The organism is Citromicrobium sp. JLT1363, assembly GCF_000186705.1.
In the GTDB taxonomy this organism is placed as follows: domain Bacteria; phylum Pseudomonadota; class Alphaproteobacteria; order Sphingomonadales; family Sphingomonadaceae; genus Alteriqipengyuania.
This window is the reverse complement of sequence record NZ_AEUE01000002.1, coordinates 283473-301783: the sequence shown is the minus strand read 5'-3', so window position 1 is coordinate 301783 and position 18311 is coordinate 283473. Positions and strand designations below refer to the sequence as shown.

Annotated in this window: 21 protein-coding genes; 4 read left to right on the top strand and 17 right to left on the bottom strand. The window is 65.7% G+C overall.

Annotated features, from left to right (window positions below):
• Window positions 1-144: 144 nt before the first annotated feature.
• Complete coding sequence (locus ADAD_RS15465) at window positions 145-690, top strand: DUF2306 domain-containing protein (RefSeq protein ID WP_010409948.1); 546 nt, start codon at window positions 145-147, stop codon at window positions 688-690.
• Between the two features lie 3 nt (window positions 691-693).
• Here ADAD_RS15465 and purT read toward each other — a convergent pair whose 3' ends face one another.
• The 3 genes from purT to ADAD_RS0103925 are packed head-to-tail and all read right to left on the bottom strand — an operon-like array spanning window position 694 to window position 3247.
• Window positions 694-1851, bottom strand: a complete 1158-nt coding sequence (gene purT / locus ADAD_RS0103935) for a formate-dependent phosphoribosylglycinamide formyltransferase (RefSeq protein WP_010409946.1) — start codon at window positions 1849-1851, stop codon at window positions 694-696.
• Complete coding sequence (locus tag ADAD_RS17290) at window positions 1848-1973, bottom strand: hypothetical protein (RefSeq protein WP_010409944.1); 126 nt, start codon at window positions 1971-1973, stop codon at window positions 1848-1850. Before ADAD_RS17290 ends, purT begins: the two co-directional genes overlap by 4 nt.
• Window positions 1970-3247 carry an aspartate kinase gene (locus ADAD_RS0103925; RefSeq protein WP_010409941.1) on the bottom strand — a complete coding sequence of 426 codons (1278 nt, stop codon included), beginning with the start codon at window positions 3245-3247 and terminating at the stop codon, window positions 1970-1972. The genes ADAD_RS17290 and ADAD_RS0103925 overlap by 4 nt, the downstream gene beginning before the upstream one ends.
• Window positions 3248-3300: 53 nt before the next feature.
• Here ADAD_RS0103925 and ubiG point away from each other — a divergent pair, with 53 nt between their 5' ends.
• Window positions 3301-4029 (top strand): bifunctional 2-polyprenyl-6-hydroxyphenol methylase/3-demethylubiquinol 3-O-methyltransferase UbiG, encoded by a 729-nt coding sequence (gene ubiG, locus ADAD_RS0103920; RefSeq protein WP_010409939.1) that lies wholly within the window; start codon window positions 3301-3303, stop codon window positions 4027-4029.
• On the opposite strand, the gene ADAD_RS0103915 is transcribed toward ubiG, so the two are convergent.
• From ADAD_RS0103915 to ADAD_RS0103870, 10 genes are all read right to left on the bottom strand, one after another.
• Window positions 4030-5019: a glycerophosphodiester phosphodiesterase gene (locus ADAD_RS0103915; RefSeq protein ID WP_010409938.1), complete on the bottom strand. Its 990-nt coding sequence runs from the start codon at window positions 5017-5019 to the stop codon at window positions 4030-4032.
• A 56-nt stretch (window positions 5020-5075) separates the two neighbouring features.
• Window positions 5076-5423, bottom strand: coding sequence for an arsenate reductase (locus ADAD_RS0103910; RefSeq protein WP_010409936.1), 348 nt, complete (start codon window positions 5421-5423; stop codon window positions 5076-5078).
• The gene (locus tag ADAD_RS0103905; protein WP_010409934.1) at window positions 5420-5734 is read right to left on the bottom strand and encodes an antibiotic biosynthesis monooxygenase family protein; all 315 of its coding nucleotides are present in this window, start codon (window positions 5732-5734) and stop codon (window positions 5420-5422) included. The genes ADAD_RS0103910 and ADAD_RS0103905 overlap by 4 nt, the downstream gene beginning before the upstream one ends.
• 190 nt (window positions 5735-5924) lie before the next feature.
• Window positions 5925-6281 (bottom strand): hypothetical protein, encoded by a 357-nt coding sequence (locus ADAD_RS0103900; RefSeq protein ID WP_192807570.1) that lies wholly within the window; start codon window positions 6279-6281, stop codon window positions 5925-5927.
• Window positions 6282-6389: 108 nt separating this feature from the next.
• Entirely contained in the window at window positions 6390-6857 is a 468-nt protein-coding gene (gene ruvC / locus ADAD_RS0103895; RefSeq protein WP_010409930.1) for a crossover junction endodeoxyribonuclease RuvC, read from the bottom strand.
• A gap of 199 nt (window positions 6858-7056) precedes the next feature.
• Window positions 7057-7803, bottom strand: coding sequence for a YebC/PmpR family DNA-binding transcriptional regulator (locus tag ADAD_RS0103890; RefSeq protein WP_010409927.1), 747 nt, complete (start codon window positions 7801-7803; stop codon window positions 7057-7059).
• A 129-nt stretch (window positions 7804-7932) separates the two neighbouring features.
• Complete coding sequence (locus ADAD_RS0103885; RefSeq protein WP_010409924.1) at window positions 7933-8283, bottom strand: YbjQ family protein; 351 nt, start codon at window positions 8281-8283, stop codon at window positions 7933-7935.
• On the bottom strand, window positions 8276-9151 hold the full coding sequence (locus tag ADAD_RS0103880; protein ID WP_010409922.1) for an SDR family oxidoreductase: 876 nt from the start codon (window positions 9149-9151) through the stop codon (window positions 8276-8278). Before ADAD_RS0103880 ends, ADAD_RS0103885 begins: the two co-directional genes overlap by 8 nt.
• 94 nt (window positions 9152-9245) lie before the next feature.
• Window positions 9246-9482 (bottom strand): DUF2312 domain-containing protein, encoded by a 237-nt coding sequence (locus ADAD_RS0103875; RefSeq protein ID WP_010409920.1) that lies wholly within the window; start codon window positions 9480-9482, stop codon window positions 9246-9248.
• A gap of 115 nt (window positions 9483-9597) precedes the next feature.
• A complete protein-coding gene (locus ADAD_RS0103870; RefSeq protein WP_010409919.1) occupies window positions 9598-9915 on the bottom strand; it encodes a DUF1244 domain-containing protein in 318 nt (105 codons plus the stop codon).
• 55 nt (window positions 9916-9970) lie between these two features.
• On the opposite strand from ADAD_RS0103870, the gene pyk reads away from it, so the two are divergent.
• A complete protein-coding gene (pyk, locus tag ADAD_RS0103865) occupies window positions 9971-11443 on the top strand; it encodes a pyruvate kinase (protein WP_010409916.1) in 1473 nt (490 codons plus the stop codon).
• Between the two features lie 6 nt (window positions 11444-11449).
• Here pyk and ADAD_RS0103860 read toward each other — a convergent pair whose 3' ends face one another.
• The gene (locus ADAD_RS0103860) at window positions 11450-12022 is read right to left on the bottom strand and encodes a hypothetical protein (protein ID WP_139020326.1); all 573 of its coding nucleotides are present in this window, start codon (window positions 12020-12022) and stop codon (window positions 11450-11452) included.
• Between the two features lie 364 nt (window positions 12023-12386).
• Between ADAD_RS0103860 and ADAD_RS0103855 the strand changes: the two genes are divergently transcribed.
• A complete protein-coding gene (locus ADAD_RS0103855; RefSeq protein ID WP_010409912.1) occupies window positions 12387-13544 on the top strand; it encodes a GGDEF domain-containing protein in 1158 nt (385 codons plus the stop codon).
• A gap of 18 nt (window positions 13545-13562) precedes the next feature.
• On the opposite strand, the gene ADAD_RS0103850 is transcribed toward ADAD_RS0103855, so the two are convergent.
• From ADAD_RS0103850 to ADAD_RS0103840, 3 genes are read right to left on the bottom strand one after another with little or no spacing between them, the layout of a single operon-like run.
• Complete coding sequence (locus ADAD_RS0103850; RefSeq protein ID WP_010409910.1) at window positions 13563-14570, bottom strand: histone deacetylase family protein; 1008 nt, start codon at window positions 14568-14570, stop codon at window positions 13563-13565.
• Window positions 14567-15955 carry a glutamate--tRNA ligase gene (gltX, locus tag ADAD_RS0103845; RefSeq protein WP_010409909.1) on the bottom strand — a complete coding sequence of 463 codons (1389 nt, stop codon included), beginning with the start codon at window positions 15953-15955 and terminating at the stop codon, window positions 14567-14569. The genes ADAD_RS0103850 and gltX overlap by 4 nt, the downstream gene beginning before the upstream one ends.
• A gap of 39 nt (window positions 15956-15994) precedes the next feature.
• Entirely contained in the window at window positions 15995-18304 is a 2310-nt protein-coding gene (locus ADAD_RS0103840; RefSeq protein ID WP_139020325.1) for a putative bifunctional diguanylate cyclase/phosphodiesterase, read from the bottom strand.
• Window positions 18305-18311: the final 7 nt, after the last annotated feature.

Here is an 18311-nt window from a genome sequence, read left to right as displayed (position 1 = left end):
TCGCGCTTCGTAAAGTGGCATAATGGCGGAATTGGGCGCCTTTCACGAAGGCAAGGTGTGGCTCGCGCACACCGCGTTGCCCGCCAGCGGGCGGCCGGCACAACAGGTTCATCGAACACCCGACCGACCATCCGGAGATCAGTGATGACCAGCCTCGCCCCGTCCCTTCCCTTCTTCCCGGCTCGCGCAAAGCGGCCGGTCCGCTTCGACATCGGGCCGGTCACGCGCACCATCGTAGGCCTGGTGTGCTTCACGATGACCTTCCTGTGCGTCATTGCACTGGGCAAGGCGGCGCTGGGCATGGTGGACAACCTTCACCACTACGCCAAGCTGCCGATCATCGTTCACGTGGCCACCGTGCTGCCCGCGATCCCGCTGGGCGGTTTCCTCCTGCTGGCGAAGAAGGGCACGCCGCTGCACAAGTCGCTGGGCAAGATCTGGCTCGTGCTGATGCTCGTCACCGCGACCAGCGCCATCTTCATCCAGTCCACCGGCGGCTTCAGCTTCATCCATATCTTCGTGCCGATCACCTTCCATGCGGCCTGGAGGGTTATCGCCACCGCACGCAAGGGCGATATTGCGGGCCACAAGAAGCAGATCGTGTTCACCTATCTGACCGCGCTCATGATTCCGGGCATCTTCGCCTTCGCGCTGCCCGGCCGGCTGATGAACGTGATGCTGCTGGGTTGAGCGTCAGCCGTAGGCAAGCGTGACCTTGCCCGCTGCCTCGACCGCGAGGCGGCGGGCTTCGTCCGTGTCGCCAGCCGTCGCCAGTGCGACCCCCATCCGGCGGAAGGGGCGGGTAACGGGCTTGGCGAAAATGCGGATGTCCGCTCCGTTCGCCATCGCTTCGGCGAGACCATCGTAAGAGACGGTCCCGCTCTCCCGGTCGGCGAGGATCACTGCGCTGGCGGCGGGGCGTGCGCGGATCGTATCCGGCACCGGCAGCCCCATGACCGCGCGGGCGTGGAGATCGAACTCGGTCAGGTTCTGGCTGACCAGCGTGACCATTCCGGTATCGTGCGGGCGAGGCGAGAGCTCCGAGAAGATCACATCGTCTCCGCGCACGAAGAACTCCACCCCGAACAGGCCGTGGCCGCCGAGGTTGTCGACGACCCTGCGCGCCATCTCCTGCGCTTGGCCCAGCGCGGCCTCGCTCATCCCGTGCGGCTGCCAGCTTTCCTGATAGTCGCCGCGTTCCTGCCGGTGGCCTATGGGCGGGCAGAAGGTGATGCCGTCCTTATGCCGGACCGTAAGTAGTGTGATTTCGTAATCGAAGTCGATGAACTGCTCGACGATCACCCGCGCCCGGTCGCCGCGCATATTGGCGACCGCATAGTCCCACGCGGCCTCCAGCCCGTCGGCATCCTGCACCGTGCTCTGGCCCTTGCCCGAAGAGGACATGACCGGCTTGATGACACAGGGAAAGCCCGTGTCGCCCGCTGCGGCGCGCACTTCGTCGAGACTGGTCGCATAACCATAGCGCGAAGTACGCACGCCCAGCTCCTGCGCCGCCAGGTCGCGGATCGCGTCGCGGTTCATGGTCAGCTGTGCGGCGCGCGCGGTGGGAACTACGTGGACGCCCGCAGCCTCGACCTCGGCCAGCACCTCGGTCCGTATCGCCTCGATCTCCGGCACGACATGGTCGGGCGCGTGCTTCTCGATCACGGCGCGCAGCGCCTCGCCGTCGAGCATCGAGAACACCTCGCGCGCATCGGCCAGCTGCATCGCGGGCGCGTTGTCGTAGCTGTCGCAGGCGATGACATAGGCGCCCAGCCGCTTGGCCGAGATGACGAACTCGCGCCCCAGCTCGCCCGAGCCGAGCAACAGGATCTTTGCCGTGTGGCTCACGGAGTGGTCCGGGTGCCCATCTCGCCCACCCAGAAACCGGCATTATATACGATCCAGAGCACCAGCGGCAGCGCGATCACCAGCGCCACGATGCCGACGGTCCGTTTCGTCCTGTCGCTCACGCAGCGTCTTCCGCGTCCAGCCCGTAAGCCGTGTGCAGCACGCGCACCGCCAGCTCGGTCTCATCCTCGTCGATCATCACTGAAACCTTGATCTCGGAGGTGGTGATCGCCTGGATGTTGATCCCGCGTTCGGCCAGCGCGCGGAACATGTCGCTCGCCACGCCCGCGTGGCTCTTCATGCCGACGCCCACGACGCTGATCTTCGCCACATGGCTGTCGGTGATGATGCGGTTGTAGCCGATCGCCTCGCGCTTGTCCTCCAGCAGGGCCTGCGCGCGCGCGAGATCCGCCTGCGGGATCGTGAAGGTCACATCGGTCTCGCCCTTGTCTCTCCCGACGTTCTGGATGATCATGTCGACATTGATCGACGCTTCGGCCAGCGGGCTGAAAATCTCCGCCACCGCGCCCGGCTTGTCGGGCACGCGCGTCAGGATGATCTTGGCTTCGTTCTTGTCGTGCGCGATGCCGGTAACGAGTTTGCGTTCCATCTTTCCCTCTTCGACCATCCGCTCCATTTCTTCCTCGGAGACGATCAGCGTGCCCGGCAGATCGTCTGCCGGGGTCGCATCATCGTCCACGAAGCTGGAGAGCACCTGTATGCGTACGCCTTCCTTCATCGCGAGGCTGACAGAGCGGGTCTGCAAAACCTTCGCGCCGACGGAGGCGAGTTCGAGCATTTCCTCGTAGGTCACCGCCTTCAGCTTGCGCGCCTTGGCGACGATGCGCGGATCGGTGGTGTAGACCCCGTCGACATCGGTGTAGATGTCGCACCGGTCGGCCTTCACCGCTGCCGCCACCGCGACCGCGCTGGTGTCCGATCCACCGCGCCCCATGGTGGTGATGCGGCCATCCGCGCCCAGCCCCTGGAAGCCGGGAATGACGGCGATGGTGCCGTCGGCCATGCTGGCGAGCAGCGCTTCGGAGTCGATCGCATCGACGCGCGCCTTGGCATGTGCCTCGATCGTGCGCACGGGCAGCTGCCAGCCGAGCCAGCTGCGCGCCTTCTGCCCCAGCGATTGCAGCGTCAGCGCCAGCAGGCCGGAGGTGACCTGTTCACCGCTGGCGACCACCACGTCGTATTCCGCCGGATCGTAGAGCGCGTGCGCCTCGCGCGCGAAGTTGACCAGCCGGTCCGTCTCGCCCGCCATCGCGGAGACGACCACCGCAACCTCGTTACCGCCTGCAGCCTGCTTGCGCACGATCTGCGCGACCCGGCGAATACGCTCGGTCCCGGCCATCGACGTGCCGCCGAATTTCATCACGATCCGCGCCAAGGCGTAAGCTCTCCTTGCTGGTGCCTTTTCGGGCGCGGTGTTAGGGAGCGGGGATGAGCGATGCAACAGCAACCATCCGTCCCGAAGAGGCCAGTCACTTCGGAGCGCTGGCAGCAGACTGGTGGGACCCGAAAGGTTCGTCCGCCATGCTCCACCGGCTCAACCCGGTCCGGCTTGGCTTCATTCGCGACGCGATCGACCGGCACTGGGGCGGCGATATCCGGAGCGCGAGCCCGCTTGCAGGCAAGAGCGCGCTGGATGTCGGCTGCGGCGCGGGCCTGTTGTGCGAGCCGCTGGCACGGCTCGGCGCGGAGGTGACCGGCGTCGATGCCGCGCCCGAGAATGCGGCCGCCGCCGCCACGCATGCCGAGGCTGCCGGGCTCGATATCCGCTACATGGCGGGCGAGATCGGCGCGCTGGACCTCGGCAGTTTCGACCTCGTCACCTGCATGGAGGTGATCGAGCATGTGGCGGACAAGCCCGCCTTTATCGCGGCTCTGGCAGGCAAGCTGGCCGATGGCGGTCTCCTGATCCTCTCCACGCCCAACCGGACTTTCGCCAGCCGCGCGCTGCTCGTCGGCGCGGCAGAGGCCGTGGGCGCGGTGCCCAGGGGCACGCACCACTGGGACGACTTCGTCACGCCCGAGGAGCTTGACGATCTGCTTGGCGCTGCGGGCCTCACCGTCACCGCGACGCAGGGCATTGCCTGGCGACCCGGAAAGGGGCTGCATCTGTCTGACGATACGAGCCTCAACTACATCCTGGCGGCGCGCCGTACCTGACTACTCTCCTCGCACCAGCCCCGGATCGTCGGTGAAGTAGCCATCCACTCCCGCCGCCTCGAGCAGCTTTACCAGCCCGATCATGTTGCCCACGCCGTTCTCGCTCGCGTCGGAGCGGAGCGAGGGGGGCAGGAAGACGTTTTCCTTGCGCACGGTCCACGGGTGGACCTGTAGCCCCGCCGCATGCGCATCGCGCACCAGATCGCTCGGCGTGCCGTCGTCGTTCAGCACATGGCCCATCCACGGGCCGATCCCGTCGGCATACTCCGCCACCTCGGACAGCCCGATGGGCGTCATCATGCCGGCCCAGGTCATGCCCGGCTCGTCGTAGGGGCCACCTTCGGGGCGGATCAGCAGGATCAGCGGCACGTCGATCATCGCATCGATCCGCTGCAGCGGCCCGACCTCGAAGATCTGCACGAACACATCGGCATCGGCCCCGTCCAACCCTTCCTCGCGCAGCTGGCGCACCAGCAGGTCGACCGTGTCGATCCCGGTCTCCTGCAACAGCCAGGTCGGGTGCTTGAGTTCGGGATAGATGCCGATCCGGCGGCCCGTTTCCGCTTCCTTCGCGCGTTTCAGCGCGACGATCTCCGCGAAGGTCGGCACCTGGTAGAGTCCGTCGTAGGCGGTGTTGCCCGGACGCAGCGCCGGCATCCGTTCCTTCGCGCGCAGGGTGCGCAGTTCGGCCAGCGTGAAGTCCTCCGCGAACCAGCCATTGATGAGCTGGCCCTCGATGGTCTTGGTCTTGCGCCGGTCCGCGAATTCGGGCCGGTCGGCAACATCGGTCGTCTCGCCGATCTCGTTCTCGTGCCGGGCGACCAGCACCAGGTCCTTCGTCACCACCAGATCGGGCTCGATATAGTCCGCGCCCTGATCGATCGCGCGTTCGTAACTGGCCAGCGTGTGCTCGGGCCGCTCGCCCGAAGCGCCGCGATGCGCGATCACCAGCATGTCGCCATCGGCGTTGACGGGTTTCAGATCAGCCATGGGCTGCGCACTGACAGCGAGTGGTGACAGGGCGATTGCAGCCGCCGTAAGCCATTTCAGCACAAGGTGTCCTTCCATTCCGGTTCGTTGAAGCCGACCAGCAGTCCTGCTTCGTGTTCGAGTACCGGGCGTTTGATCAGGCTTGGATGTTGCACCATCAAGGCAATCGCCTTTTCGCGCGTCAGGTCGGCCTTGTCGGCATCGTCCAGCTTGCGGAACGTGGTGCCGCGCTTATTGAGCAGCACCTCCCAGCCCGCGGCATCGGCCCAGCCACCGATTTCGTCCGCGCCCGGCGCATCCTTCTTGAAATCGCGGAACGTGTGGTCGAGCCCCTGCCCGCCCAGCCATTTGCGCGCTTTCTTCACCGTGTCGCAATTGGGAATGCCGTTGATCGTGATGGTCATGCGTCCTCGTCCTGCGGGTATTGCGTCACCTGCGGATCGGGGCAGGTGAACATCGTGTATTGCGCATAATAGGCTTGCCTGCCCGCGCCCTGAACGGCCGAATGGTCCGGGTGGCGGCGCCACGCCCTGGCCGCTTCGCGCGTCGCCCATTCCGAGATCGTCACCGTCTCGCCATCCTGCGCGGCGTAGGTCTTCACCCCCAGGAAGCCGGGCTGCGCGCCGGCGAGTTCGACCATGCGCTGCGCGTCGCGCGCATAGGCAGCCGCATCGTGATCGGCGCGCTTGCGGCTGCGGAAGACGACGAGATACATCAGTGCGCGTGTCCCGGGCGGATTGCAGAGGCACGAAGCCTGACACACCTGACACAGTGTACAAGGGACGAAAAACCACCTTGCCCGGAGCGATCCGGCGGGACGATCGATCGAGAGGGCGCGGGGCGAGGCACGTGCCCACCCCTAGCGCCATGCCGGCCGGTAGGACAGCCGTGCAAGGTGGCCGAAATCAGCCCAGGCGGAAATCGACGATCTGGCCGCGCGCGCCGAATTCGCAGGTGAACTGGTCGCGCCGGGGATCGCGAATCTCGATCTGGCCCTGCACCGTGTACAGGCCCCGCTCGCGCTCTTCGGCGTAGGTGATCCGGACGCGGCCATACCGGCTGGCCTCGCGCCCGCAGGCGTTCACCGCCGCACGCTCGAAATCATTGTTGTCGCGGTAGGAATAGCCGTAGCCGCCCCCATAGCCATCGCCGTAACCGGGGCCATACCCGTCATCGTAGCCGTAGCCATCGCCATAACCGTAGGCGCAACCGCCCAGCATGATGGCACCTGCGAGAAGAGCGGATACGGGAAGAATGCGCATGGAGGGTCTCCGGTCTGTGCGAGGCCACCAGTCTCGCCTGTTGATGGATAGTCTACGCTCGGAGAAATCGCGTGTTCCCGCCCGAATGATGCGGGGGCGGGGCGCAGGCTAGCGCGCGTGGGCGTCGGCAATGGCCACCGCGAGAGCATCCGCCGCGTCGGCCCCAGCGATTTTCGCGCCCGGCAGCAGCACCTTGAGCATCGCCTGAACCTGCGCCTTCTCGGCGGCGCCAGTGCCGACCACCGCCTTCTTCACGCTGCGCGCGGCATGTTCGCGCACGGCCAGCCCCGCAGCACCGCAAGCGGCCAGCACCGCCCCGCGCGCCTGCGCCAGCTTCAGCGTGGATTGCGGGTTCTTGTTGACGAACACCTCTTCGCAGGCGGCCCGCTCGGGCGCGTGCTGCGCGATCACCGCAGCGAGTTCGCGGTGCAACTTCGCAAGCCGCTCGGGCATCGGGGCCTTGGCCAGGGTGGCGATCTGGCCGTTGGCGACATGGCTCAGCCGCGATCCCTCGGCGCGGATCACGCCCCAGCCGGTGCAGGAGAGCGAGGGATCGAGGCCGAGGATGATGGTCATGGAACCCGCCTTGCCTGATGGTCATGCTGAACTCGTTCCAGCATCCATTCCGCATCCCGAGCGATCAGAGCCATCGGAGAGCTGGACCCTGAAACAAGTTCAGGGTGACGGAGAAACCAACATGGCGGCGCTTGTTCAAGGTCGATGCAGTCGCCTTGCATGAACAAGTCATTTTTCAGCGCAAACCACCCTTTCCAGCTCAGGCGTCCAGCTTCTCCATCACTTCGTCGGAGATGTCGTAGTTGCCCCAGACGGTCTGCACGTCGTCGTCATCGTCCAGCGCGTCGATCAGCTTGAGCAGCGTGCCCGCGTTGCCCTCGTCCATGTCGACGGTGAGGTTGGGCTTCCACGCCAGCTTGACGGTTTCCGCTTCGCCGAGCGACTTTTCCAGCGCCTCGGCCACCGCGTGGAGGTCTTCCGCGGCGGTCCAGATCTCGTGCCCGTCATCGGTGCTGGCGATGTCTTCCGCCCCCGCTTCCAGCGCGGCTTCGAGGACCTTTTCCTCGTCGCCTGCATCGGCCGGATAGACGATCAGGCCCAGCCGTTCGAACCCGTGCGCGACCGAGCCTTCGGTGCCCAGGTTACCGCCGTTCTTGGAGAACGCCGTGCGGATATTGGTCGCGGTGCGGTTGCGGTTGTCGGTCAGCGCCTCGACGATGATCGCGCTGCCACCCGGGCCGTAGCCTTCGTAGCGCACTTCCTCGTAATTCTCGCCATCGCTGGCTGACGCCTTGTCGATCGCGCGCTGGATATTGTCCTTGGGCATGGACTGCGCCTTGGCCGCGTTGACCGCGAGCCGCAGGCGCGGGTTCATGTCCGGATCGGGCAAGCCCATCTTCGCCGCCACGGTAATTTCGCGGCTGAGCTTGGAAAACAGGTTGGACCGCTTTTTGTCCTGCGCACCCTTGCGGTGCATGATGTTCTTGAATTTGGAATGGCCTGCCATTTTGACCCCGGAAAGTGATACTTTTCGCGGGCCCCGGAGTGGGGCCCGGTCAGACGGATTGCCCTAGCGAAGGTGCGCGCGCACGACAACGCCATGTGCGCAGGCCCTTCTCCGCGTAGTGCGAGACTTCTAAAGCTTCACCGCCGTACCGCTTGCGCTCACCATCAGCATCGAGCCGGTATCGCCGATCACTTCGTAATCGAGATCGACGCCGACCACGGCATTGGCCCCCAGCTTCTGCGCTTCGGCCTGCATCTCCTCGATCGCATCGTGGCGCGCCTGCTTGAGCACCTTTTCGTAGGAGCCCGCGCGCCCGCCCACGATGTCGCGGATGCCGGCGAAAAGATCGCGGAACATGTTCGCGCCGATGATCGCCTCGCCGGTCACGATGCCGAGATAGTCCTGCGCCGGGCGGCCTTCCACCGCGTGCGTGGTGGTGACGATGATGCCGGTCTCGGCGGTCTTCCACGGGCTAGCCATTGACGATGATTCCTCCGTTGGGGTGCAGTACCTGGCCCGACATATAGGACGAATCCTCGCAGGCAAGGAACAGGAAGGCGGGCGCGACCTCGTTGGGCTGGCCGGGGCGGCCCATCGGCGTACCCTCGCCGAAATGCTCCATCTTCTCCTCGCTCGCGCCGCCCATGGGGTTGAGCGGGGTCCAGATCGGGCCGGGCGCGACCGCGTTCACGCGGATGCCGTCTTCGATCAGGTTTTCGGACAGCGAGCGGGTGAAGGCGGTGATCGCGCCCTTGGTAGCGCTGTAATCGAGCAGTTCGGGTGCGCCCTTGTACATCGTCACGCTGGTACAGTTCACGATCGCAGCGCCCTTCTTCAGGTGCGGGCGCGCGGCCTGCACCAGATAGAACTGGCTGAAGATATTGGTCTGGAAGGTGCGCTGAAGCTGCTGCGCGGTGATCCTGGTCACCTCCTTGTCGGGATGCTGCTCGCCCGCATTGTTGACCAGCACGTCGAGCCCGCCGAAGCGGTCGACCACCGCCTTCACCAGCCCTTCGCAATGGTCGGGGTCGCCCAGATCGCCTGCGGAAAGCAGCACCTGCGCGCCCTCGGCCTCGCACGCCTCGCGCGTGATGCGCGCATCGTCATGCTCTTCCAGATAGGCGATGGCGACCTTCGCACCCTCGCGCGCGAACAGCACCGCGACCGCGCGGCCGATACCGCTGTCGGCACCGGTCACCAGCGCGGTCTTGCCCTTGAGCCGCCCCGATCCGGGGTAACGCGGCTGCCACTGCGGCTTGTCGTCCAGCTGCGTTTCGTGCCCCGGCATGCGGGGCTCTTCGGCGGTTTCGGGGACGAAGGCGGTGTCGGTTCTGGTCGGGTCGGTCATGGGGGCTTGTCCTTGAAAAGAGGGGTCTTTCACCCTCTTCAAGCCGCCCCGCACCGGACCGGTTCCGAATTTTGCAGGCGTTGGCCCGGGCGCGTCAGCCCAGCCCCAGCGCCGCCTTGTAGGTTTCGAGGATGGTTTCCATCTCGCTGCGGTCGTCGGGCTTCATCTTCCTGAGGCGCACGACCTGGCGCATGATCTTGGGATCGTAGCCGACCGCCTTGGCCTCGGCATAGACGTCGCGGATATCGTCGGCGATGCCCTTCTTCTCTTCCTCGAGGCGTTCGATACGCTCGATCAACAGGCGCAGGCGGTCGTCGGTGGCTTCGGCCATGGGGTAATCTCCGGTGAGGGGACGAATCAATCGGCGCCGGGATAGCGGCGGCGGCGCACGGCGCAAGGCGAGGCCATGGCCGAGTTTTCCCAAGCCTGTGGATCGGCCGCCGCAATCAGCGCAGATCGGGGCCGTTCTTCCTGAGGCTGGCTTCCATCCGCTCGATCTGCTCCTGCGTCGCCGGGGTCTGGCGCGTCGCCTTCCATTCCTCGGCCGGCATGCCGTGGATCAGCTCGCGCGCCGCAGCCTTGTCGCCTTCATAGCCCGCATCGCGGATCCAGTCCGCCAGGCAATTGCGGCAGAAGCCGGCGAGGCCCATCAGGTCGATGTTCTGCGCATCGTGGCGATGCCGCAGATGGCGCACCAGCCGGCGGAAGGCAGCGGCGGCCACCGCATCGTCCAGTTGGTCCAGCGGATCTTGGGATTGCGACATGTTTCGGGGCCTTTCGCTCTTGTACTGAAATATTGCCCTGCCATAGCGCTGAGCCATGCCCAAGCTCGATCCAAGAAACCGTAAGGTCAAAATCCTCGCCACCATAGGCCCCGCCAGCCGCGAGCCGGAGATGCTCCGCCGGCTGTTCAGGGCAGGCGTCGATGCCTTCCGGGTCAACATGAGCCACGGCGATCACGCGACTCATGCGCAGACCATCGCCGCGATCCGCGAACTGGAGGGAGAATTCGACCGGCCCATCGCCATCCTGGCGGACCTGCAGGGGCCCAAGCTGCGCGTCGGCACCTTCAAGGATGGCAAAGCGGTAATCCGCCATTCGGGGCACTTCACGCTCGATACCAATCCCGAACCGGGCGACGAAACGCGCGTCCAGCTGCCCCACCCCGAACTGTTCGGATTGATGGAGAAGGGCCAGCGGCTGCTGATCAACGACGGCAAGATCCGGCTGAAGGTCATCAAGGCGGAAAAGGACAAGATCCTGTGTTCGGCCGAAGTCGGCGGGGTCATCTCCGATCGCAAGGGCGTGAACGTGCCCGATGCGGAAATCCCGATCCCCGCGCTGACCGACAAGGATCGCAAGGATCTGGCCTTTGCCTGCGAACAGGGGGCGGACTGGATCGCCTTGAGCTTCGTCCAGCGGCCCGAGGACGTGGCCGAGGCACGCAAGCTGATGGGTTCCCATACCAAGGGGGCTGACGGCATGATCCCCGCCCTGTGCGCCAAGATCGAAAAGCCCAGCGCGGTGCGCCGCCTGGCCGAGATCGTGGAGCTGTCCGACGGCATCATGGTCGCGCGCGGCGATCTGGGCGTGGAGCTGGACCCGGAAGACGTGCCCCCGCTGCAGAAGCGCATCGTCGACATGACGCGCCAGGCAGGCAAGCCGGTGATCGTCGCCACCCAGATGCTCGAATCGATGATCGAGAGCCCGGCGCCCACGCGCGCCGAAGTCTCCGACGTGGCCAACGCGGTGTACGACGGTGCGGATGCGGTAATGCTGTCGGCCGAAACCGCGGCGGGCGAATGGCCGGAAGAAGCGGTCGCCATCATGGACCGCATCGTCACCAAGGTGGAACGCGACGGCAGCTACGCCAAGCGGATGACCTTCCTCGAAACGAAGGCCGATCCGACCACTGCCGATGCGCTCAGCCATGCCTGTTCGACCATTGCGGAAACGGTGAGCATCAGCGCCATCGCGGTGTTCACCTTCAGCGGATCAACCGCCCGGCGCGTGGCGCGCGAGCGGCCTTCGGTGCCCATGCTGGTGCTGACCCCGCAAAAGGGCGTTGCCCGGCGCGTCGCCCTGCTGTGGGGCGCGCATGCGGTTGTGACCCGCGATATCGAGACCTTCGAAGAGATGATCGGCAAGGGCAAGCGGATGGCGCTGCGCCATGGCTTCGGTAAGGCGGGCAACAAGCTGATCGTGCTCGCAGGCGTACCCTTCGGCACCCCGGGCAGCACCAATCTGCTGCACGTGGTCTCGCTCAGCGGGGACGAACTGAAGGGACGGTAGGCGCGTTCAGGCCGGGCATTCCAGGACTGGAGCGCCCTGCGCATAGACCTGCGCTGCCGCCGCGCAGAATCCGGCCAGCGGGAAAATGATGTCCTTCTGGTAGCCGCCGGACAGATAGACCCGGACCAGCAGACGCTCGCCTTCGACCAGCTGCCCGATCAGCAGCGGCGGGGTGTCTTCCCAATCTCCCGAGCCCGAAGGAACCTGGGCCCGCCAGGTCAGATGCCCGGGCTCCCAATGCCGGGGGATTATCTTGTCCCGCAGCGTCCTTTCGAGGCGCAGGACATCGGCATTGACCGATTCGATCGCATCATGCCGGTCCACGCGGAACGCCGGGAAAAGCTGGGTGTCGAACACGGCGGACCCGAGGCTCGAAACGCTCGCCCAGACCCCGCGATCGTCGAATTCGAAGCACAGCCTGAAGTCGTCCTGCGCCGCGCACACGCGGCGGGAAACCTCGTCGGTCAGAGCATCCTGCTTGACCACCGCCGCCCAGGGCTGACTTTCCGCAGCCTGGCCGGGCACGGCTGCAAGAACCGCAGCCCACACGATGAGCACTGCCTGGCAAATGAAACGCATTCTCCGCCCCTTTATTCCCGATCTTGCTTCGCGCAGGTCCCACACCCGGTTCGCGCTGCCAATCCAGCAATGCTTACCGTATAGTTCGGGCTTGTTAAATCGACAGGGGGGAAGAAGCGGCGCGCGGATCGGTATGCAGCCTTGACCATGGGCCTGGCGATCGTGCCCATCCTGTTCGGCGCGATCTGCGTCACCGCGCAAGTCGGCAAGCCAGTCAATCGCCCGATACCGTGTTCCGGTGGGTGAAGGAGGCATGTCGCCAGCCGATCGCAGTCAGCTGGCGCTGCCGAATGATCCTCGGGCCCTATAAGGAAAACGTTTAGTCTATCGCGGTAGGACCGCCCTGAGAGCGGAGTGGGCGATAGTGGCAATAGCGGTAGACCTGCATCTGACCATCCTGGGGATCATCACGGCACTGATCCTCGTGTCGCTGCTCGTCCATCTTTCCCTGCGGCGCGGTTCGGCGCTCGGCTGGATGGCAGCAGCGCTTCTGTGCGTCTTCGTCGAATTGCTGGTCCTGCGCTTCGGAGCGCATTCCAGGCTGGGCGTCGCAGCCATCGCCATGCTGGTTCCCGCGATCTATGTCTGTGCCGCGCAGGCCATACGCCGGGGGACCGGCCTTGCGTTCACGAGCCATCGCGTGGTTTCCGGCACCGCGCTGCTCACGGCCCTATCGCTCCTGCTGCTGGCGATGCCCGTACCACCCACGCTGCAATATGTGCCGTTCCAGCTGGCGAGCATCCTGGTCTTCTTCGACGCGGCATTGGCGCTGGCCCGCAAACACGACCGCGATGCCTTCGAACACGCTCTGCTGGTGCTCTGCTTCCTCGTGCTCGTGGGCGTGATCCTTCGCGTGCCGATGTTCCCGGCACTGCTCGACGAACCGACCCCCTGGGGGCTTTTCGATGCCGCCTTGTTCGAACGTGTCTTCATCCAGTGCATGGGCGTGCTCAACACGAGTCTGGCGCTGCTGGTCGTAGCGCGGATCGTGGCCAGGGTGATCCTGGGCTACCGGCATTCCTCCGAACGCGACGGCCTGACCGAACTGCTCAACCGCAGGGCTTTCGACACCCTGATCGACAAGCCCACCGCGTCGCGCGGGGCGATCATCATGTGCGACATCGACCGGTTCAAGGCGATCAACGACCGCTTCGGCCATCAGGTGGGCGACGAAGTGATCCGCTCCTTCGCCTGCATGCTGAGCCTGCAGGGCGATCACGCGGGCCGCATCGGCGGCGAGGAATTCGCGCTTCTGCTGACGGATACGACCCTGGAAGAAGCGGCGGAGCAGGCCGAGGGCCTGCGCAGCGCCTTTGACAGCCTGCAACACCCGGCGATCGGCCCGAACGTGCAGGTCAGTGCCAGTTTCGGGGTCGCCGCGTTCGATGCGGACACATCCATACGCGCCGCCATGCGCAGCGCGGACATCGCACTCTATTCGGCAAAGCAGAACGGCCGGAACCGGGTCGAGATCGCCCGCGAGGAGACCGTCTCGCCGTCGCTGACGCTCGCGGCCGCCTGACCGATCGGCCGGGGCGCCCTAATCCCAGCCGCCCAGAAACGCCGCGACATTCGCGCCCAGCGCGTCGACCGCATAGCCGCCTTCCATCACCACCACGCTCGGCAGGCCGAGCGCGGCGATCCGCGCGCCCATCGCGGCGTAGTCTTCCCGGGTCAGCCTGAAGTGCGAGATGGGATCTCCGACGAAGGTATCCGCTCCGAAGGAAACCACCAGCAGATCCGCCCCGTGCGCCCGGACCGCGTCCAGCGCGGTGTCCAGCGCGGGCGCATAGGCTGTCCAGTCGGTGCCCTGCGGCAGCGGGAGGTTGAGCGTCTTTCCTTCCCCCGGACCGGCGCCGCGTTCGTCCGCGTGACCCCAATGGAAGGGGAAGTCGTTCTTCGGGTGGGCATGGATGGATGCGAACAGCACATCGCCATCCTCGTAGAAAATATCCTGCGTGCCATTGCCGTGGTGATAGTCGACATCGAGGATTGCGACCCGCGAAATGCCGCGCGCCTGCGCCGCGCGCGCAGCGATGGCGGCGTTGTTGAGGTAGCAGTAGCCGCCCATGTAATCGGCCCCGCAATGGTGGCCGGGCGGGCGGCAGAGCGCGAAGGCGCCGGCATCTCCGCCCAGCACCGCATCCATCGCACTCAGCGCAGACTGGGCCCCGCCATAGGCGGCCGCCCAGGTGCCTGCGGCGACCGGGGTGGAGACATCCATGGAATAAGCGCCCATCCGCGCATCGATCCGCTCGAGGTCCAGCGGGCGGCGGGCCACCACGGGAAACACATACCCCAACGCATCGCCCGTGCGCCCGGCAGCGCGCCACAACGCGTGCGCCTCGCGCAGAAAGGCAAGGTAGGCGGGGTCGTGAACCGCAAGGATCGGATCGAGCCCGAAGTCGCGCGCGGGCTCCCCCGGGCCGAGCGCCTGCAGGATCGCCTCGAACCGCGCGGGACTTTCGGCGTAATCCATCCACTCGCCATTATGCAGTTCGCGCAAGGGCGCGTGGCGGCCCTGCGCGGGATCGGAAAAATGCCTCACGCGGGCGTCTGGCCTGCCGCATGTTCCAGCCGCGCGCGCGCCTCGTCCTCTCCGATGAGCGGGAGGAGTTCGCCCATGTCGGGGCCGTGGTCCATGCCCGTCAGCGCCTGGCGCAGCGGCAGGAAGAGCGGCTTGCCCTTGCGCCCGGTCCGCTCTTTCAGAGCCGTGGTGAGATCGCCCCACGGATTGTCGGACCACGCCAGCGCGTTCGCCGCCTCGCCCAGAAAGGCGCGGTCTTCGTCGGAGAATTCCGGTTGCTCGATCGGGCCGGTGACCAGCCGCCACCATTCGGCGGCTTCGGAGACATGCGACAGGTTGGGCCGGATCGCATGCCAGCCGGCCTCGTCGATGCCTTTGGGCAGACGGCCCTGCACCTCGGCGTAGTCCATCTGGTGGACGATGGCGGTATTGAGCCGCTCCAGCTCTGCATCGTCGAACTTTGCAGGCGCGCGGCCGAAGGTCTCCAGGTCGAAAGTCTCGATCAGGACCTGCCGGTCCGCGATCGGCTCGACCGGCTGGCTGGTCCCCAGTCGCGCCAGCAGGGATAAGATAGCCTCGGGCTCGATCCCGCGCTCTCGCAGGGCTTCGCACGAAAGCGAGCCGAGCCGCTTGGACAGCTTCCCCTCCTTGCCCACCAGCAGCGCGGTGTGGCCGAAGCGCGGGAAACTGTCGACCACATCGCAATGGTCGGGCCCCATCCCCGCCTCGTGCAGTGCCGAAAACATCTGCACCTGCACTGCGGTGTTCGAGACATGGTCTTCGCCCCGCAGCACGTCGGTGACGCCCATGTCCATGTCATCGACAACGCTCGGCAGCATGTAGAGCCAGCTGCCGTCGGCCCTGCGGATCACCGGGTCGGACAGCTGCGAGGGATCGAACTTCACCGGCCCGCGCACGCCATCCGCCCAGTCGATGTGCTCCTCGTGGTCCAGCTTGTAGCGCCAGTGCGGTGCGATGCCCTCCGCCTCTTTCGCCGCGCGCTGCTCGTCGCTCAGCGCGAGCGCCGCGCGGTCGTAGATCGGCGGCAGCCCGCGCCCCAGCGCGATCTTGCGCTTCAGTTCCAGTTCCTGCGCGGTTTCGTAGGCCGGATAGACGCGCCCCGCCGCCTTCAGCTTTTCGAAGGCGTCTTCGTAGAGGTCCATCCTTTCGGACTGGCGGTATTCGCCATCCGGCTGCAGGCCGAGCCAGGCGAGATCCTGCCGGATCGCCTCGACATATTCTTCGCGGCTGCGCTGCGCATCGGTATCGTCGATCCGCAGAAGGAAGCGGCCCGTGGCGGACCCGCTTCCCCCCGATCGCGCCAGCAGCCAGTTGTGCAGCGCGGTGCGCAGGTTGCCGACGTGGAGGTGGCCGGTGGGCGATGGCGCGAAGCGGGTAACGATCATGGCGCAAGCGCTACTCCCGCCGCGCGGCGCGGACAAGTTCTAGGCAGCACCCTGGCGCAGGGGGTGAACATTGGTGCCCAGTTCGCGATACTCCGCCCATTGCGAGGGATCGCGCGAAGGTTCGCTCGCGCGGGAGGATTCCAGGGGGCGCGAGATGTAGTAGCCTTGCGCCTCGGTACAGCCGTGGCGTTTCAGCCAGTCGTACTGTTCTTGCGTCTCCACGCCTTCGGCGGTGGTCTCCATACCCAGCGCCCGTGCGAGCATCACGACATTGCGCACGATGGCCTGGCAATCGCTGCGATCGAGCATCTCGGACACGAAGCACCGGTCGATCTTGATCTTGTCGAAGGGGAAGGCGCGCAGATAGTTGAGCGAGGAATAGCCGGTCCCGAAATCGTCCAGCGCGATGCGCACGCCCAGTTCGCGCAGGCGATGGAGCATTTCGACATTGCTTTCGCTGTCCTGCATCAGCGCGCTTTCGGTGATTTCGATCTCGACCCGCTGCGGATCGATCTGGGCGTTGATGATTGCGCTGGTCAGCACGCCGACGAGGTTCGGATTGCGCATCTGGATCGGCGAGAGATTGATCGCGATCCTGTGCGGTTCTTCCCAGGTGACCGCTTCGTGGATCGCCTGCCGGATGATCCATTCTCCCAGCGGGATGATGAGTCCGGTTTCCTCCGCGATGTCGATGAACTCGCCCGGCAGAATGGCGCCGCGGGTGGGATGCTCCCACCGCACCAGCGCTTCCTTCCCGGCCCAGGCGCCGGTCCGCAGGTTGATCTGCGGCTGGTAGACGAGCCTGAACTGCCCCTCTGTAATCGCGGTGCGCATGTCCAGTTCGAGGTCGCGGCGGGTCCGCTCCATCTGGTTGAGCGATGCGTCGTAGTCGGCAAAGGTAGACCGCCCCGCGCGCTTCGCGGCGTAGAGCGCAATGTCGGCCTGGCGCATGAATTCGTCGCCGTCGATCCCGCGCGTGGAGCCATAGGCGACGCCTACGGAAGCCGACACCCGGACCATCTGGCCGTGCAGGTTGAAAGGCTCTGCAAGCGTATCGACGATCCGCTGCGCGCAGGCGTGAACCGTATCGAGATCGCGCACCCTGGTCAGCAGCACCGCGAACTCGTCTCCCCCCAGCCGCGCGGCAAGATCGTGTTCGCGCACGATGGCCCCGATGCGTCCGCCTGCGGCCCGGACCAGTTCGTCGCCTACATGGTGGCCCAGCGTGTCGTTGACCGACTTGAAATGGTCCAGATCGATATACAGCAGCGCCACGCGCTGGTTCTTCACCTGCGCGCCGAGCGTTTCCTCCAGCGTTTCGTTGAACAGGTGCCGGTTGGCGAGGCCGCTGAGCGTATCGTACCGCGCCATGCGCGCCACGCGCTGCTCGGTCTCGCGGGTCTCTGTAACGTCGCGCATGACGCCGCGCATCGAACCGTCGGCGTTGGGGTTGCCCGAAAGCGTCCACCACCGGGTTTGATCCGCCACCGTTATCTCGAGCACCAGATCGCGGAACGGCGCGCGTTCGAGCAGGAGCCCCGCCAGCCGTTCCCTCGCCGGGCCGTGATCGAACAGGCCCACCAGCTCGCGCCCTTCCAGAAAGTCCCGGTCTTGCCTGGCGGCACTGCCGAAACGTTCGCACACGTTGACCAGGCAGTTGCCCTCGTCGACTTCCCACAACCAGTCGGAGGAGGACGCTTCGTATTCGTGCAGCAGCAGGCTTACCGTCTCCACCGTCGCGTACTGGTTGATCTGCTCGCGGCAAGACTGTTCGAACTGCCGCCCCTGCCTGCGGGTCGAACAGATCAGCGCGTAGCCAAAGCCGATCGCCAGCGCGAGCGAGGGCCAGGAGAACGTGTCCGTCATGGTGAAGGAAAGCGCCCCCGCCGCAAACATCGCGCCACCGAGATAGAGCGCGAGCGAACCCGGGAACGGCCGGTAGGCGATCACGGTAGAGGCCAGCAGGCCTGCGATCAGCACCGTGAAGAAGACCGGGTGCATCACGAACAATGTCGGAAACAGGAGGATCGCACCCGCAACCCATCCGGCGGTCTCGATATTGGCGGCGATCTGGAGATCGCGATGCAGCCCCCTAAGGTGATCCGCGTCGATCGTATCGGGATAGCATTTGCGCGAGAGGCGCCACTGGCGGTAATTGCACAGCACGATAACCCCCGCCCAGGGAACCGTGAAGAAGATGATGGGATGCCCCCATAGCGCCGCGATGCAGGCAAGGGCGGCAAAGGAATGCAGCGCACACAGCGCGGGCAGGTGCGAAATGAATTCACGCAGCCGCCAAGCCAGCAACAGGTTTTTTTCACCAAGGATCGCCAACTGTTTCTGAGTCACGAAACCT